The following is a 16,668-nucleotide window of genomic DNA, read 5'->3' on the forward strand; positions in this document are numbered from 1 at the left end:
GCGGCTCTCCTGATTGCGATACCCGCATGGTAAGGAAATTTCCTTACTTTGTCAACGTGAAGCCTCACGGCGTTCTCCGAGTCCAAGAATCGGCCCATCGTAGGGCGTGAACAGCCAGCCTTCCTGCATCAATCCGGCCCTGCTGCAACCCGCATTGGCGGTGGACGGTCAGCACCCGTCGCCCTATACCCAAAGGCTGTAAAGGGTCGAAATGGCAAGGGAATGGGGTGCAAGGGGAAAGGCTCTATCCCGAAAAGGCAAAAAGGCCTCCCCGCTCGGCCCGCGACAGGACACCCGCATGCTCTCTCTGTTCCAGCGAAAACGGCCCGCGGTTGCTGCTGCTCCGACGCCACCATCGGTCACCGACCTCCCGAAAGGGTTGATGCGGCCCGAGTCGGCCGCATCGCTGCTGGCCACCCCGCGCCGGCAGAAGCTGCTGGAGCACATCTGGCAGCGCACGTCGCTCTCACGTAAGCAGTTCGCCACCTTGTACCGGGCGCCACTGGAACGCTACGCCGAGCTGGTCCAGGCTTTCCCGGCTTCCGAGGCGCATCATCACGCTTACCCCGGCGGCATGCTGGACCATGGCCTGGAAATCGTCGCCTACAGTCTGAAGCTGCGGCAGTCCCATCTGCTTCCCATCGGCGCAAGCCCCGAGGACCAGGCTGCGCAGGCTGAGGCCTGGACTGCTGCAGTCGCCTATGCCGCGTTGTTGCACGACATCGGCAAGATCGCCGTCGATCTGCACGTCGAACTGGCCGATGGCTCGCTGTGGCACCCGTGGTACGGTCCGCTGCACCAGCCGTACCGCTTCCGCTACCGCGACGATCGCGAATACCACCTGCACAGCGCGGCGACGGGCTTGCTCTACCGCCAACTGTTGGACACCCAACTCCTGGACTGGCTCAGTGGCTATCCCGACCTGTGGGGACCGCTGCTCTACGTCCTGGCCGGCCAGTACGAGCACGCCGGTGTGCTGGGCGAACTGGTCGTGCAGGCCGACCGCGCTTCCGTGGCCCAGGAACTGGGCGGCGATCCGGCGCGCGCCATGGCCGCTCCCAAGCACGCGCTGCAACGCAAGCTGCTCGACGGGCTGCGCTACCTGCTCAAGGAACAGTTGAAGCTGAACCAGCCGGAAGCCTCCGATGGCTGGCTCACCGAGGACGCGCTGTGGCTGGTGAGCAAGACGGTATCGGACAAACTGCGTGCGCACCTGCTGTCCCAAGGCGTTGACGGCATTCCTGCGAACAACACCGCGGTGTTCAACGTCCTCCAGGATCACGGCATGTTGCAGCCGACGCCCGACGGCAAGGCGATCTGGCGCGCGACCGTGACCAGTTCCACCGGCTGGTGTCACTCGTTCACGCTGTTGCGCCTCGGGCCCGCGCTGATCTGGGAGCCAAGCGAGAGGCCGGCGCTGTTCGCCGGCACAGTGGCGATCGACGCGGCGGCCACGGACAAAGGGCCCGATGTGTCAGCCACTACTCCGCCGGCCGGAGCGCAGTCAGCCTCGGAGGGCCAAGAGGTTCCGCCATGGGAGGGAGGTAACCCCTCTCGTCCAGCGAAAGGTGAACCGCTGCCCGACGCCATGGAAGACATGCTTTCGATGGTGGGCATGGTGAATTCACCCGCAACCCGGCAGGACGCTGAAGCACCTTCGGAGCCGGTGTCTGCCGCGCGTACTGAAGCGACGACCTTGACCGCACCTCAGCGTTCGTCCCCAGCGCCCAAGCCCACGACAGCGCCATCCGGAGAGCACTTCATGGCGTGGCTGAAACAAGGCATCGCTTCCCGCCGGCTCATCATCAACGACGCGAAAGCGCTCGTGCATACCGCGAGCGGCACCGCCTACCTGGTCAGCCCCGGCGTATTCCAGCGCTATGCGCAGGAGCATCCGCAAGTCAGCGCGCTGGCCAAGCAGGAGAGCCAGCAAGACTGGCAGTGGATACAAAAGCGCTTCGAGAGGCTGCAGCTGCATCGCAAGCAACCGAACGGCCTGAACATCTGGACCTGTGAAGTAACCGGGCCTAGAAAATCCCGCCGTCTGCATGGATACCTTCTGGAAGATCCGAGCCTGCTTTTCTCGGAAACGCCTCCGAGCAATCCCTATCTATCCCTGTTGGGTGAGACCAGACACTGCGAACAGACTTCAGGAAAGCAAGGGGCGTCAACATGACCTCCTCAATTTCGCCGGGGCAGTCTATTGCCGCCAAAGCGCACCTTTATTCAGACAGAGCCAAAGGCCCGATGAGCGCAGCGATGATGGAACAAGGCAGCGCCTCTCCCGTCTCTGGGCTGCACTACGCCGGCAAGAAGCATAAGGTCATCGCTCCCGACCGGGAGATTGTCTTCGAGTTCTCGCAGGACTGTCTGGACTCGGGCCGATTCGCTCCTTGACACCACAAATACAGCTAACAGGAAAGAGCATTCATGAAGTCGATCAACGTTGAAGTCGGAGGGCTTGTATCGAGCCTGAGCGGTGAGGGAGTGCGCCGCAAGCTGCTGTATCTTCACGGCGTCCATAATGCGGATGCCAACTATGTTGCGGGAAGCGCAACGATTCATCTCGACGAGCGATGCCTCAGGGTCAAGGATCTGCGCCATTGCATCTCCGAATGCGGCTATCCGGCACCGAAGCTCACCCGGACTACTGCCGCAGATGGGGCAGTGCCAAGTCAAATCTTGTGACAAGCTCGCTGGAGGTCACGGCAACAGAACCACCATGCGCCTCCGCAATCGATTTCACGATGGCAAGGCCAAGACCGGCGCCCGCCGTATTTCGTTGCCGTGCCGGATCAACTCGGTAGAATCGATTGAAGAGCTTTGGTAGATCGGGCTCAGGAATTTTCTCACCGGGATTGACCACACTGATCGTTGTCCACTGCTCATCCTGCGAGAGCAAGACCGTGATGCTCTTCCCGCGAGGAGTGTGTCGAATTGCGTTCGAGAGAAGATTGTTCAGCGCCCGGGTGAGCATTTCCCGATCCGCCGCTATGCTGCCGATCGCCCCTTTAACGCCAAGCGTAATGCCGCTATCTTCTGCCAGCGCCTCGAAATAGTCGAACAGACTCCGCACCAATTCGGACAGATCAATTGTAGACAAGCGCAAGTTGCGGGGATCATTTTCCGTTTGGGCAAGAAACAGCATGTCTCCAATCATGCGTCCCATCCGATCAAACTCTTCCAAATTTGAATAGAGGATTTCTCTGTATTCCTCGTTGCTGCGCGGCTGGCCAAGCGCTACGTGAGTCTGCGTGACCAGGTTGGTGACGGGCGTGCGCAACTCGTGCGCTATGTCTGCGGAAAAGTGTGATAGCCGGGTGAAGCCTTCCTCGATTCTCGCCAACATATCGTTGAAGGCAAATACCAGTTCCGCCAGTTCGATCGGCACATCCCGAGGATCCAACCTCACATCCAGCTTTGAAGAGCGAATCGCCCGAATCTCTTCATTGACCTTGCGAATCGGCAGATGGCCCCACTGCACCGCCAGCCAAGCCACACCGAGCGCCAGACACATGACCAAGCCGGTTGCCCACCAAAGCATGCGCTTGAACTCCGCCAGGAAGTCGAGATGAAAGCCGATGTCCATGGCGGCGACGATGCGGTAGCCGGACGCCGCTGAATCGTCAGCAGGCAGTTGTACCACCACACCTCGATATGACCTCTGATCCTCGTGCCACACGATCAAATCGTCAGCGGTGATGCGGTTCACCAACTTTTTGTTACTGTCAAGTTTCGACAGGTCAGGACCGGGCGTGGCATAGATGCTGTTGCCAGACCCATCGTAGACGCCGTAGGTCATCCCATGATGTCCTGCGACTGCGTTGGCCAAGTGTTGCTTTAGCTCGTCGCTTGCGATGTCACTTGCAAGCTGGTGCAAGGGCTGAGCCAAGGCGGTTGTCACTGCCTCCAGTTCGTGGGCATCCTGTTGAGCAAAGTGGTGCTCCAATGACCGGAGAATGACCCAGTTGAACACCAGAAACACCAAAGTCGTGGCGATACCAACCAGGGCCGTGACCCTCAATGCAAGCGACGCTGGACGGCTTTGCCGCGGCTTATGGCGCAAGGGCATCATCGGGCGCGTCGAGCGTGTATCCCATTCCACGCACGGTGTGGATGAGCTTCGGATTGAACGCATCGTCTATCTTCGCGCGTAGACGGCGGATGGCTACATCGATGACGTTGCTGTCGCTGTCGAAATTCATGTCCCATACCTGCGACGCGATCAGCGAACGCGGAAGGACTTCGCCCTGGCGACGGGCCAAGAGCTCGAGCAACGCGAACTCCTTGCTTGTGAGATTGATACGTTGGCCAGCGCGCGTTGCACGTCGGCGCGCCAAGTCCAGCACCAAATCGGCAACCTGGATGCGATCAGGCTGGCTCGGAGCGCTTCCGCGTCGCAGCAGCGTCCGCACCCGCGCCAGCAACTCAGAGAACGCGAATGGCTTGACGAGGTAGTCGTCCGCTCCCAGTTCCAATCCCTTGACACGGTCGTCTACACCGCCACGCGCCGTCAGAAAGAGCACAGGGACCTGTTTGCCGGCATCTCGAAGGGCACGCACAATGCGCCACCCATCCACATCCGGCAGCATGACATCCAAGACCACCAGATCGTATGTCTCGCCCATGGCCAGGTGGTGGCCGTCCAGTCCGTTGCGCGCTAGGTCCACGACAAACCCTGCCTCCATGAGACCTTGGCGGACGTAATCCGCCGTCTTGTTCTCGTCTTCAACGACCAGCAGTTTCATCGCATGTCCCATGAAATCGCTACGGCGTAGAAAATTAGCCAATCACGATGTACCATTCATCCACTTTTGATCAGTAATTTACTGGTTGCCACCTTCCATGAACATGACATGAACATTACATGAATGTAATTCAATGGTCATTCGGTGGAAAGTGCCCAACCCATAGCATGACCTGCATTGCGTCGAACTGTGCCGCTCCGGATGGGGTGGCGTTTAGAACGACTTTCGAGTCATCTATGGAGGATTTCAGGCCATGCCGCCTCGTTCACCCTTTTTTATCGTGCCCCCACTGGGCCTTTCTCGTCGGCGTTTTGTCCAAGGATTAGCCGTCGGCGGCGTTCTCGCTGGGCTGTCCACGCCGGCGTTCAAGGCATTTGCCCAGCAAGGCTCCGCGACGCGCGGTGCCGCCCCTGTGCTAAAGGGCACCGAGTTCGACTTGGTGATCGCCGAATCGCCCGTGAACTTCACGGGCAAGCCAGGCGTGGCTACGACCATCAACGGCTCGCTGCCGGCACCGACATTGCGTTGGCGCGAGGGTGACACCGTCACAATCCGTGTGACCAACAAGCTTCGTGAAGCCACATCCATCCACTGGCACGGGATCATCCTGCCGTATCAGATGGATGGCGTGCCGGGCATCAGCTTCAATGGCATCGCTCCCGGCGAGACCTTCACGTACCGCTTCAAGGTTCAGCAGAGCGGCTCCTACTGGTACCACTCGCACTCCGGCTTCCAGGAACTCACGGGCATGTACGGGGCGATCATCATCGACCCCGCTGGCGCCGAGACCATCCGCGCCGACCGTGACCACGTGCTGCTGTTCTCGGATTGGACCGACGAAGACCCGATGCGGGTGTTCACCAAGCTCAAGTCCCAAAGCGACTACTACAACTACAACCAACCTACCGTCTTCGACTTCTTCCGGGACGCCTCGCGCGAAGGCACGGCCGCTGCGATCGACAAGCGCAAGATGTGGAACGAGATGCGGATGAATCCGACGGATCTCGCAGATCTGTCTGCCGCCACGCTGACCTATCTGGCCAACGGCGTCACCCCCGCCGGCAATTGGACGGCGCTGTTCCGACCGGGTGAGCGCGTGCGGCTGCGCATGGTCAACGGTGCGGGCAACACCTTCTACGACGTACGCATTCCCGGACTGAAACTCACGGTGGTGCACGTCGATGGTGTTGACGTGGAGCCGGTGACCGTCGATGAGTTCCGATTCGGTCCGGGCGAAACCGTCGACGTGATCGTCCAGCCACGGGATGACGCTTACACGATCTTCGCCCAGGCGATGGACCGGACAGGCTACGCGCGTGCCACGCTGGCCGTGCGTGAAGGTCTTCAAGCTCCCGTGCCTGCCCTCGATCCGGTCGAATGGCTGACCATGAACGACATGATGGGCGGCATGATGGGGGGCACGATGGGGGGCATGGACCATGGCGGGTCCGGCCAGGCCATGGAGATGACCGGGATGACCGGGATGACGGGCATGACCGGGATGACGGGCATGACCGGGATGACCGGGATGGGCTCGGGTTCGATGTCCGGGATGGATCATGGGGCGATGGCAGGCATGAATCACGGCGCCATGAACCACGGTGGCATGGCGATGGATCACAGCCAACACGCCGCGGCGGCGGGGGGACTGGCCGTGCCCAGCACTACTGCTCGCCACGCTCGCACCGAGTATGGTGCCAGCACGGACATGCGCGTTGACATGGCGCGCACCAACCTCGATGACCCCGGCATCGGACTGCGCAACAACGGTCGGCGCGTGTTGACCCTCGCGGATCTGCATACCCCGTCGGGGCCGCTGGACAAGAGAGGCCCCGGCCGGGAGGTCGAACTGCACCTCACGGGCAACATGGAACGCTACGCATGGTCCCTGGACGGGCTGGAGTTCGGAAAGTCCACGCCGGTGCACTTCAAACACGGCGAGCGGCTGCGGGTCATTCTGCACAACGACACCATGATGACCCATCCCATGCACCTGCACGGCATGTGGAGCGAGCTGGAAAGCCCCGACGGTCGCTTCCTTGCGCGCCGCCACACCCTGCCGGTGCAGCCGGCACAACGCATCAGCTTCCTGGTGACAGCCGACGCGCTCGGCCGCTGGGCGTGGCACTGCCACCTGATGTTCCACATGGATGCCGGCATGTTCCGCGAAGTCGTGGTGTCTTGAACCCAGCGCACAAGGAAGACCAAGAATGTCCAAAGCACTCCCCACTCGCGCACTGGCCACGACGCTTCTGGCCCTGGTAAGCGTCGCCGCCCAGGCACAAGCACAGAACGACCATGCAGCGCACGGCCAGGCCGACGCTCAAACGGCCGCGCCATCCACTCAGACCGTGGCTCCTGCCGCCGACCCGCACGCGGGTCACGCGACGTCGGCGAGCGGCTCGACCGCGGCCCCGGCCATGGATCACGGCAACATGCAGATGCAGGGCGGGTCGGCGCCTCCTGACGCCCGCGATCCGCATGGCTACTCCAATGGCCTGACATTGGGATCGGGCGACTACGCCGTACCCGGTGTGCCGCGGCTGATGCTGGCCGACGAACACAGGTTCTTTTCGTTGCGCGGCGAAACCCTGGAACGCCGCTTCACGCGCAAAGGAGACGATTCCACGGCCTACGACCTCCAGGCGTGGTATGGGACGACCTACAACAAGGCCGTCGTGAAGGCCGAAGGCGATATCGCCAAAGGAAAGCTCGAAGAATCGCGTACCGAGCTTCTCTGGGGGCACGCCGTCGCACCGTACTGGGACACCCAGCTCGGCGTTCGGGTGGATAACGGGGAAGGCCCGAGCCGTCAATGGTTGGCTTTCGGCATCCAGGGCCTCGCCCCCTACTGGTTCGAGCTGGAGGCGACGGGCTACGTGGGAAGTGGTGGACGTACGGCGCTGCGTGTCGAAGGCAGCTACGAGCTGCTGCTGACCCAGCGACTGATTCTGGAGCCTCGCGCCGAGTTGCAGTTTTATGGCAAGGACGACCCGGAACGCGGTATCGGCAAGGGCCTGGCCGAAGCGTCTGCTGGCTTGCGCCTGCGCTATGAATTCAGTCGCCAGTTCGCCCCCTATATCGGCGTGGAACGGGCGGGCAGCTTCGGACGCACCGCGGACTATGTGCGTGCCGAAGGCGGCCGTGCGCAGCAGACGCGCTGGGTGGCTGGCGTGCGATTCTGGTTCTAGAACCTAGCGGGTTTGATCATCTGATGAGAGGCGATCCATGAACATGCACTACGACAGAAGCCAGGGCAAAGTGCCGAGACGCCAGGCATTGATCGCTGGCTTGTTGGTGATGGCACTCGCAGGACCGAGCCTGGCGCAGAGCCGACCGATTGCCAAGGTCTGGAAGGACCCGAGCTGCGGATGCTGCAAGGACTGGGTCTCACACCTGCAAGGCGCAGGCTTCGATGTGCAGGTTCTCGACACCGGGAACACCGCAGCGCGCACGCGGCTGGGCATCCCGCAGAAGTACGGTTCTTGCCACACGGCGCAGATCGGCGGCTATGCCATCGAGGGTCATGTGCCTGCCTCGGACATTCAACGCTTGCTGCGCGAAGCCCCGCAGGCCATCGGCCTCGCGGCGCCCGGCATGCCGGTCGGTTCGCCCGGCATGGATGGTCCGGCCTATGGTGGACGCAAGGACGCCTACGACGTGCTGCTGATTGGGAAAAACGGTAGCAGCACGGTCTATCAGTCGCATCGCTGACCATCCATCAACCCTTCTCCGTGGAGATATGCCATGCAGCATCAGCACACACAGACCCCCAGCGATCGCCCCCGGTTCTGGCGATCGCGCTACGGCGTGGCGTTCCTCATCATCGCCGCTGTCGCCGCGTATTTCCTGCTCAAGGAGCACACGGCACATGTTGCCGGCTATCTCCCCTTCCTGCTGCTGGCGGCTTGTCCGCTGATGCACCTGTTCATGCACCGTGGTCACGGCCACGGCGGACACGATCATGCCGCGCGTCAGGGTAAGGAAGGTGCCGCAGCCTCCAAGGAGCAGAAGCAATGAGTCGAGGCACTCGCACCGTGCGAGCACGCGACGCCGCGCTTGTCTCCTTGCGCGCCTGCGGCCTGCTGCGATCACCAGACACCAAAGGTTAACGGCGGAGGGCACTTGTCACTATGAATTCACCCAGCAAGTCTTCAGGACATGAGCACGCAGGCATGGCGGCGGGTGCCACAACGTCCGGCCCGCATACGCACCACCATCACGCCAGCCATGCTGGAAGTGACGACGCGGGCGGGTCCTCAAGCCACACGCAGCCCGATGCCGCGACGCGAGATCCGGTGTGTGGCATGGCGGTCACGGCGGCGTCGCAGCACCGTTCCACGCACTTGGGGAACACGTACTTGTTTTGCAGCACCGGATGCAAGGCCAAATTCGACGCCGATCCGGCGCGATATGCCAGCGGTGACGCGGGCATAGGCACAGGCAGCGGCCATGTACCGCATCACCATGCCAGCACCGCAGTTTCACCGGCCCCGGCGGCATCGCCAACCGCGCCCGGAACCATCTACACCTGCCCGATGCACCCGGAGATCCGCCAGGATCATCCGGGAACCTGCCCCAAGTGCGGGATGACGCTGGAGCCTCTGCTGCCCGACCTCGATGACGACAACCCGGAGTTGCGTGACTTCTCGCGTCGCTTCTGGTGGACCTTGCCGCTGACGCTCGTGGTCTTGGCGCTGGCGATGCTGGGCGAGCGGCTGCACCTGATGGACATGGCTACACAGAGCTGGGTCGAGTTGGTGCTGTCGTTGCCGATCGTGCTGTGGGCCGGCTGGCCCTTCTTCTCCCGCGGCTGGCTGTCCGTGGTCAACCGCAGCCCGAACATGTGGACACTGATCGGCCTGGGAACGGGTGCGGCATTCATCTACAGCGTTGTGGCAACCGTTGCGCCGGAAGTGTTTCCAGCTTCCTTCATGTCCATGGGACGGGTCGGCGTGTATTTCGAGGCCGCCGCCGTCATCATCTCGCTGACACTGCTCGGCCAGGTGCTGGAACTCAAGGCCCGCTCCCAGACTTCGGCAGCCATCAAGTCGCTGCTGGGGCTGGCACCCAAGACGGCGCGGCGCATCAATGCGGACGGCAGCGAGGAAGACGTGCCACTCAGCCATGTGCACGTCGGCGACCTGCTGCGCATCCGACCCGGCGAGAAGGTGCCGGTGGATGGCATCGTGCACGAGGGCAGCAGCTCGATTGACGAATCCATGCTGACCGGCGAACCGCTGCCCGTCAGCAAGCGCGTGGGCGACAAGGTCATCGGGGCCACACTCAACACCAGCGGCGCGCTGATCATGCGTTCGGAGCGGATCGGCTCGGACACCGTTCTATCGCAGATCGTCCAGATGGTCGCCCAGGCGCAGCGTTCCAAGGCACCGATGCAACGCATGGCCGATGTCGTTGCCGGCTACTTCGTGATGGCCGTCGTCGCCATTGCGGTAACGACGCTCCTTGTATGGGGATTCTTCGGGCCACAGCCCACCTGGGTCTATGGACTGATCAATGCGGTGGCCGTCCTGATCATCGCCTGCCCGTGCGCGCTGGGTCTGGCCACGCCGATGTCGATCATGGTCGCAACGGGCCGTGGCGCCACGCAGGGCGTGTTGTTCCGCGATGCCGCGGCGATCGAGAATCTTCGCAAGGTCGATACCCTCGTCATCGACAAGACAGGAACCCTGACCGAAGGCCGACCTGCTTTCGATCAGGTCGTCGCAGCACCCGGCTTTACGAACGACGAGGTGCTGCGTCTTGCGGCCAGCCTGGACCAGGGCAGTGAACACCCCCTGGCCGACGCCATCGTGCAGGCCGCGCGTGCCCAGGGCCTCCAACTCGTGAAGCCTCAGAGCTTTGAATCGGGAACCGGCATCGGCGTGCGCGGAAAGGTTGAGCACCGGCAACTGGCGTTGGGCAACACAGTGCTGATGGAACAGTCTGGCGTATCGGTGGAACCGCTCGTACCCCAGGCCGAAGCTCTGCGCGGCGAAGGGGCCAGCGTCATGTACCTGGCGGTGGACGGGCAGCTCGCGGGCTTGCTCGCCGTGTCCGATCCGGTCAAGGGCAGCACCCCCGAGGCCCTGGCCGCGTTGAAGGCTGCGGGCCTGCGGGTCATCATGGCCACCGGGGACGGGCAGACCACCGCCAAAGCCGTCGGTGCACGCCTAGGCATCGACGAGGTGCATGGTGAGGTCAAGCCGGCGGACAAGCTCATGTTGATCGAGCGACTGCAGAAAGAAGGACGCATCGTCGCCATGGCCGGAGACGGCATCAACGACGCGCCGGCCTTGGCGAAGGCAGACGTGGGCATCGCCATGGGAACGGGAACCGACGTGGCGATGAACAGCGCCCAGGTCACGCTGGTCAAGGGTGACCTGCGTGGCATCGCTGTCGCTCGCACGCTCTCGGTGAGTACCGTGCGCAACATGAAGCAGAACCTCATGTTCGCCTTCCTCTACAACGCGCTGGGCATCCCCATCGCCGCCGGGGTTCTCTATCCCCTCACGGGCTGGCTGCTGTCGCCGCTGATCGCAGCATTGGCGATGAGCCTGAGTTCGGCGTCGGTCGTTGGCAACGCCTTGCGCCTGAGAGCGAGCCGACTGTGACCGGATTTTCTTTCTGAAACTACAGGAGCCTGCTATCGCCCAGCAAACCGTTTCTTTCGTTCCACGCCGTTGCAAAGGTGCAAGCCTTATCTCGGCATTTCGTTCTTAAACCACACCTCACACATCCAGGTAGAAACTTCTATGACCCGTTCACATTTCATCGCCAAGCTCGTCGCGCCGATCGCTGCTGGTCTGTTCGCCACCGCCGCATTCGCGCATCCTTCGCTGGTGTCTTCAACGCCGGCCGACAAGTCGCAGGTTTCTGCGCCAGCCACCATCGAACTGAAGTTCTCCGAGACGCTGGTGCCGCAGTTCTCCGCCGCGAGCCTTGTCATGACTGGCATGCCGGGAATGGCGAGCCATGGCCCGATGAAGATCAACGCCAGCGTCGCGGCTGCCGGCGACGGCAAGACCATGGTCATCACGCCGGCACAGGCGCTCCAGCCCGGTGACTATCGCGTCGAATGGCGTGCCGTCTCCTCGGACACGCATCCGATCACGGGTAACGTCACCTTCAAGGTGAAGTAAGCCCATGGCCGGGGATTGGTTGACCATCGTCCTGCGCCTGGCGCTGTATCTGGACCTGGCGGCGGCGTTTGGCGTCGCCATGTTCGGTCTCTATGCTTTGGGCAACGACGAGCGATCCTCGACGATCTCGCGCCGCTATCGCGTCCTCATTGGCGCATCCGCTGCCATCGGCATTGCCCTGTCGATGTGGGGCATGACGGTCATGGCCAAGGCCATGTCCGGTGCCCAGAGCTACGCGGAGCTGTCAACGCACGTCTTCGACATGCTCATTACGGGCACGCACATGGGCATCGCCTGGTGCATTCGCATCCTCGCGCTGTTGGTGTGTGTGCTCGTCGCAATGTTGAAATTGAACGCTACCTTGCGATTTGCAGTGATGGCGCTCTCCACCGGCGTGGCGCTGGCGACCCTTGCGTGGGCAGGCCACGGCGCGATGGACGACGGCGTTCGCGGCTACATCCATCTTGCGTCGGATATCACGCACCTCTGGGCAGCGGGCGCTTGGGTGGGCGCATTGGTGGCGTTCTTATGCTGGCATCCCACAAGCAGGATGTCGCGCAAGACCCGGTAGCGGTCCTCAGTCGGACGTCGAATGGCTTTACTCGCATAGGTACAGCGATCGTGGCTGCACTCGTCGTGAGTGGAATTCTCAATTACCTGTTGATCGCCGGACCATCGTTTGATCCGCTCATCTCGACGCTGTATGGCCGGCTGCTGATGGTAAAGCTCTTGCTTTTCGCAGGCATGCTGGCGTTGGCTGCTGCCAATCGGTATCGGTTGAGCCCGAGCCTGGAGGCTGCTTTGAAGGCAGGCAATCGCGCACAGGCAGTCATCAAGCTTAGACAGAGTCTGTTCACGGAGGCGACCTTGGCCGTTTTGGTTCTGGCGAGCGTTGCATGGCTTGGCATCTTGTCTCCCACTGGAACCTAGTCCTTCATGGGCGGCAGATGACAGCACATGAATTGAATGTAATGCACGGGTAAGCGCTCTGTAGACCGCCTGCTTCTACATTTAACGACGCGGCGCAAGTTGTCGTCGTTTTTACAAAGGAGTCGATCATGAAATCGCAAATTGTCATTGCCGCCCTGTTGAGCGCTCTCTCCGTGCCAGCCTTCGCCGGTCATGCAGCAGCCCAAGCAGCCAAGGAAATGGTTCCCTTGGCTGACGGGGGAACGCTGTACATCTTCAAGGACGGAAAGATGGCACAGGAAAGCCGCTTCGGGCGCGCCGTCTATCTCAATGTCGGAGCTTCGGTGTCGACGAAGGATGGGCGCAACATCGCGATCACCAGCAATGAAGTCGCTCGCCTCGGGTCGCTGCTACAAAAAGAGCACGGCGGATGACGCCGCGGGTGTGCGGTGCTTTTCAAAGCTTCTGCACAGTGTGACAGAGACGCGCGCCCCGATTGGGCGCGCGCGCTTGGGACGCGTCACGAGCAACCACGAGCGCTCAAGGTGCCAGTTTTTGCGATGTCAAGCGCATCAACTTCCCTGAAATGGATCCAGCCTCCCCGTCCACCGTGATTCGTCCACGGGACATCTGGCGCGAATGAGGACTTGCGAGGAGCCCGATTTATGGAGTTGCGTCATCTACGATGCTTTGTCGTCTTGGCAGAGGAGTTGCATTTCACGCGGGCGGCCGAGAGGCTGCATATAGAGCAACCCCCCTTGTCTCGCGCGATCAAGGAATTGGAAGATGAGCTTGGGGTCACGCTGTTTGACCGCGACCGCAGGGGCACGCGGCTGACCGTGGCGGGGGCGGCATTCTTGCAGGACACCCGCCGACTCTTCACTGTCCTGGAGCAAGCGCGTGAAAATGCCAGAGCCATTGCCGCGGGCCTGAGGGGCAGCCTGCGCATTGCAATTTCCGATGGTGCGATGGACCCACGACTATCGGCGTTCCTAGCTCGTTGCCGCGCGGAAGAGCCCGAGGTCGAGATACGTCTCTCCGAGGTACCGCTGACCGAGCAGATACGGGGCCTACGGTCTGGCGACTTCACGATCGGATTTGCACACGCGGCGGATGTTGGCGAAGGCATCGTGGCTGAACCGATCTGGCGAGACCCGATTGTGATCGCCATGCCAGCGCGGCACTCGCTTCTTGCGCACAAGCAAGTTCCGCTGAACGAACTTCAGGGTCACCCACTGGTTCTGTGCGACAAACTGGCCTGCGAAGGCTACTGCCGAGAACTAAATCGGCTGCTACAGGTTCTGGAACACAGACTCAACGTTGTCGAAGAAGTGTCGTCGCTGGACATGATGCTAACGCTCGTCGGCGCAGGCTATGGGATTGGTTTCATGACGGCGACCAAGATTCCCATCAGCCAGAGGCCGGACGTGGTGATTCGCCCTCTGGCGCAGGACACGGCGGTAATCACAACCTATCTGCTTCGGCCAGAAAGCAGCAACTCATCGGTTTCACTGGATCGCTTCATCGAACGTCTGCGAGGACCTCCGGATGACTAAAGCGTCAATGCCTATCTGAATCGTGCGCCGCGGCACGAAGATTGCGTTCTGCTGCGCTGACGAGTTCCGCAGCACTAAGCTTGAGTCCGGCGGCGATTCTTAAGATCAGAGCGAGAGTGGGCATGTGCTCCCCACGCTCTATTTTGCCCATGTGCGATCGCTCGATCCCTGCTTTCGCAGCCAGTTCTTCCTGAGCAATACCTTGCGTCAGGCGGGCGACACGAACGGCCGCTCCGAATGCCAACGCTGGCTCGGCGTCGAAAGTGGTAGTGCCTGGGGGACGGCCTCGTCGGACAGTTCGCTTCTCCATCCTTGGAAGCGTCGAACAGCCCCGACAATTTAACCACGTTAAGTTTAACTCAAACTAGCTATCATGAAGACTTTCCATCCTTGTCTTATCGCTTCTTGGGGCCTCTCATGCACGACGCCACCAGCCCACGCCCACAGCTCAGGCTCGCCATAGCGCCTGGTGTGGCCTCTTCGAACCTAGCTGCATTGCTTGCCCTGCAGCGCGCGGAGGAGCCCGATGTTTCTATGGAATTTAATGAGGTTACGACGAGCGATCTCATTACAGGCCTCTACAAACGGCGCTTCGACGTCGGCCTTTCTCTGAAGCAGGTGAGCGATTCTTCGCTGAAGAGTCTTTCTCTTTGGTTTGAGGCGACAGCTCTTGCCACGCCGCTGCGATACCCACTGCTCCGGCAGCAGTCAATCAGAATAGATGAACTTAAGGAGCACTCCGTGTTTCGATGGAAGGCCGAATATTCTCCTTCGCTGGACCAGTACCTGTCCTCCATGTCATCAACGGAAAGGCCAAATGTCCAGCATGTCAGTTCTTTTGAGATGTTGTTGCTCTGGGTCGCAGCTGGATATGGCGTAGGGATTTCTTCGCGATCACGCATTGAAACCGCTAGCCAGTGCGGAATCTGCACGCGTCCAATAGCCGATGGCCCCTACGAGGTCATTACGCACCTGCAGCGACTCTCGGGACAGACGAATCTTGTAGCTGATCGATTTGTGATATTGCCCCCGTTTCTCGTAGTCCTTAGCCTCGGGTTCAGGCAGCGACCTTATATTGGCTCGCATGCCAGCGTTCTTCATATTCCATCGGACTCGTATAGCCCAATGCCGAATGCAGTCGTCGGTGGTTATAGAATGTTATCCAGTCCATCACAGCAGCCGTAGCGACTCGGTGGGAAGCGAATTTCCGCCCCTCCAAACTCGCCAGCTTGAGGCGGGCCCAGAAGCTTTCTATCGGGGCGCTATCCCAACAATCCCCCTTCCTGCTCATTGAGGCACGTATCTGCCGGGTGCGCAATATTTGCTGGAACTCATGGCTGCAATATTGACTACCTCTGTCGCTATCGAATATCAGCCCAGGCGCCGGCAGTCTGCGCAGGTACGCCATTTCCAGGGCATCCTTCACCAGGCTGGTCTGCATGTGGGGCTTGATGCTCCATCCTACGATCTTTCGACTGAACAAGTCGAGCACGGTCGCCAGATACAGCCAACCCTGCTCTGTCGGCAAATACGTGATGTCACCACACCAGATCTGATCTGGTGCAGGAGGATTGAATTGCCGCTGTACCAGATTCGGGGCCACCGGCAGCGCATGCTTGCTGTCGGTCGTGGAAGCATACTTGCGTTTGACCCTGCCACGCACGCCATGGGCTTGCATCAGCAGCCGCACCCGTTCCTTGCCTACACGCAGCCCTCGGCGACGCAGCTCCTGATGGATTCGTGGCCAACCATATTCCCCCTTGACCTCGCGGTGGATGGCTCGGATGTGAACCAACACCCGCTCATCCGGCAGCCGCCTGCGCGTCGGTCCGCCGCAACAGCGCTGCCAACCGTAGTAGCCGCTCTCACTGACTCCCAGCACCCGGCAAATCGCCCGGACAGGCCAGTGTCCCTTCATTTCTTGAATCCAGGCGTACTTTGCAGCGTGTCCTGCGCAAAGTACGCCGCGGCTTTTTTTGCTATATCGCGCTCCATCCTCAGCTGCACGACCTCCGCCCGTAAACGGGCAATCTCCATTTGCTCGGCCGACACAGCACCGGGAGCCGTCGTCGGTGTTGCGACGACACCCAGCTCACCGCGTTGTTGCTGGCGAACCCAATTACCTAAACTGGCCTTTGGGATGCCCAGCGAGCTGGCCACCGAGCCCACAGACGCCCCCGCCAGCACCTGCCGGACACTTTCCTCTTTGAATTCCTGCGTGTACCTTGCACGCCTTCTCGAATCTGACATTCCTTGCTCCTTCTTTCCAATTTAACTGGAACTAAGGACTCCGTCATTCGGGGGCAAGCTCAT

At 61.1% G+C, this 16,668-nt stretch carries 14 protein-coding genes and 4 pseudogenes; 14 read left to right on the top strand and 4 right to left on the bottom strand.

The features are described 5' to 3' along the window. Positions 1–298: 298 nt before the first annotated feature. The 4 genes and pseudogenes from mobH to BUB23_RS13900 all read left to right on the top strand — a co-directional run. Positions 299–1,631: pseudogene (gene mobH, locus BUB23_RS13890) on the top strand (MobH family relaxase); the annotation flags it as partial. Positions 1,632–1,735: 104 nt separating this feature from the next. Further along, positions 1,736–2,176: pseudogene (locus BUB23_RS27915) on the top strand (conjugal transfer nickase/helicase domain-containing protein); the annotation flags it as partial. Continuing rightward, on the top strand, positions 2,173–2,397 hold the full coding sequence (locus BUB23_RS13895; protein ID WP_034012201.1) for a hypothetical protein: 225 nt from the start codon (positions 2,173–2,175) through the stop codon (positions 2,395–2,397). The pseudogene BUB23_RS27915 and the gene BUB23_RS13895, both read left to right, overlap by 4 nt. Before the next feature lie 33 nt (positions 2,398–2,430). Then, a complete protein-coding gene (locus tag BUB23_RS13900) occupies positions 2,431–2,688 on the top strand; it encodes a heavy-metal-associated domain-containing protein (protein WP_013391817.1) in 258 nt (85 codons plus the stop codon). Here the strand turns inward: BUB23_RS13900 and BUB23_RS13905 are convergent. Together BUB23_RS13905 and BUB23_RS13910 are read right to left on the bottom strand one after the other, a co-directional pair. Then, a complete protein-coding gene (locus tag BUB23_RS13905; RefSeq protein WP_073103838.1) occupies positions 2,648–4,072 on the bottom strand; it encodes a heavy metal sensor histidine kinase in 1,425 nt (474 codons plus the stop codon). The two genes, BUB23_RS13900 and BUB23_RS13905, sit on opposite strands and share 41 nt — an antisense overlap. Continuing rightward, a complete protein-coding gene (locus BUB23_RS13910; protein WP_073103840.1) occupies positions 4,056–4,748 on the bottom strand; it encodes a heavy metal response regulator transcription factor in 693 nt (230 codons plus the stop codon). The genes BUB23_RS13905 and BUB23_RS13910 overlap by 17 nt, the downstream gene beginning before the upstream one ends. A 253-nt stretch (positions 4,749–5,001) precedes the next feature. Here BUB23_RS13910 and BUB23_RS13915 point away from each other — a divergent pair, with 253 nt between their 5' ends. The 9 genes and pseudogenes from BUB23_RS13915 (at position 5,002) to BUB23_RS13955 (ending at position 14,355) form a co-directional block, all read left to right on the top strand. Further along, the gene (locus BUB23_RS13915) at positions 5,002–6,933 is read left to right on the top strand and encodes a copper resistance system multicopper oxidase (RefSeq protein ID WP_073103766.1); all 1,932 of its coding nucleotides are present in this window, start codon (positions 5,002–5,004) and stop codon (positions 6,931–6,933) included. 25 nt (positions 6,934–6,958) lie between these two features. Next, positions 6,959–7,939 carry a copper resistance protein B gene (locus BUB23_RS13920; protein ID WP_005408883.1) on the top strand — a complete coding sequence of 327 codons (981 nt, stop codon included), beginning with the start codon at positions 6,959–6,961 and terminating at the stop codon, positions 7,937–7,939. Positions 7,940–7,976: 37 nt separating this feature from the next. After that, positions 7,977–8,462 (top strand): DUF411 domain-containing protein, encoded by a 486-nt coding sequence (locus tag BUB23_RS13925; protein WP_003090303.1) that lies wholly within the window; start codon positions 7,977–7,979, stop codon positions 8,460–8,462. A gap of 33 nt (positions 8,463–8,495) precedes the next feature. After that, positions 8,496–8,768, top strand: coding sequence for a DUF2933 domain-containing protein (locus BUB23_RS13930; protein ID WP_003097518.1), 273 nt, complete (start codon positions 8,496–8,498; stop codon positions 8,766–8,768). 155 nt (positions 8,769–8,923) lie between these two features. Then, a complete protein-coding gene (locus BUB23_RS13935) occupies positions 8,924–11,362 on the top strand; it encodes a heavy metal translocating P-type ATPase (RefSeq protein WP_218598994.1) in 2,439 nt (812 codons plus the stop codon). Positions 11,363–11,503: 141 nt separating this feature from the next. Further along, positions 11,504–11,890, top strand: a complete 387-nt coding sequence (gene copC, locus BUB23_RS13940) for a copper homeostasis periplasmic binding protein CopC (RefSeq protein WP_003090319.1) — start codon at positions 11,504–11,506, stop codon at positions 11,888–11,890. A 4-nt stretch (positions 11,891–11,894) separates the two neighbouring features. Then, positions 11,895–12,820 (top strand): annotated as a pseudogene (gene copD, locus BUB23_RS13945) (copper homeostasis membrane protein CopD). 128 nt (positions 12,821–12,948) lie between these two features. Continuing rightward, on the top strand, positions 12,949–13,233 hold the full coding sequence (locus tag BUB23_RS13950) for a CopK family periplasmic copper-binding protein (RefSeq protein ID WP_003090336.1): 285 nt from the start codon (positions 12,949–12,951) through the stop codon (positions 13,231–13,233). 231 nt (positions 13,234–13,464) lie between these two features. Beyond that, positions 13,465–14,355 (top strand): LysR family transcriptional regulator, encoded by an 891-nt coding sequence (locus tag BUB23_RS13955; RefSeq protein WP_054517493.1) that lies wholly within the window; start codon positions 13,465–13,467, stop codon positions 14,353–14,355. A 4-nt stretch (positions 14,356–14,359) separates the two neighbouring features. On the opposite strand, the gene BUB23_RS13960 is transcribed toward BUB23_RS13955, so the two are convergent. Then, complete coding sequence (locus BUB23_RS13960) at positions 14,360–14,665, bottom strand: helix-turn-helix domain-containing protein (RefSeq protein WP_071659031.1); 306 nt, start codon at positions 14,663–14,665, stop codon at positions 14,360–14,362. Positions 14,666–14,772: 107 nt separating this feature from the next. Between BUB23_RS13960 and BUB23_RS13965 the strand changes: the two are divergent. Beyond that, positions 14,773–15,336, top strand: a pseudogene (locus BUB23_RS13965) (LysR substrate-binding domain-containing protein); the annotation flags it as partial. 76 nt (positions 15,337–15,412) lie between these two features. On the opposite strand, the gene BUB23_RS13970 reads toward BUB23_RS13965, so the two are convergent. Continuing rightward, positions 15,413–16,605 (bottom strand): IS3 family transposase gene (locus tag BUB23_RS13970; protein ID WP_118996436.1). Its coding sequence is split into 2 segments (ribosomal slippage): positions 15,413–16,335 and positions 16,335–16,605, totalling 1,194 coding nucleotides; the frame shifts between segments, so codons are not numbered across the junction. Positions 16,606–16,668: the final 63 nt, after the last annotated feature.

Source organism: Pollutimonas bauzanensis, assembly GCF_900129885.1.
GTDB lineage: Bacteria > Pseudomonadota > Gammaproteobacteria > Burkholderiales > Burkholderiaceae_B > Pollutimonas > Pollutimonas bauzanensis.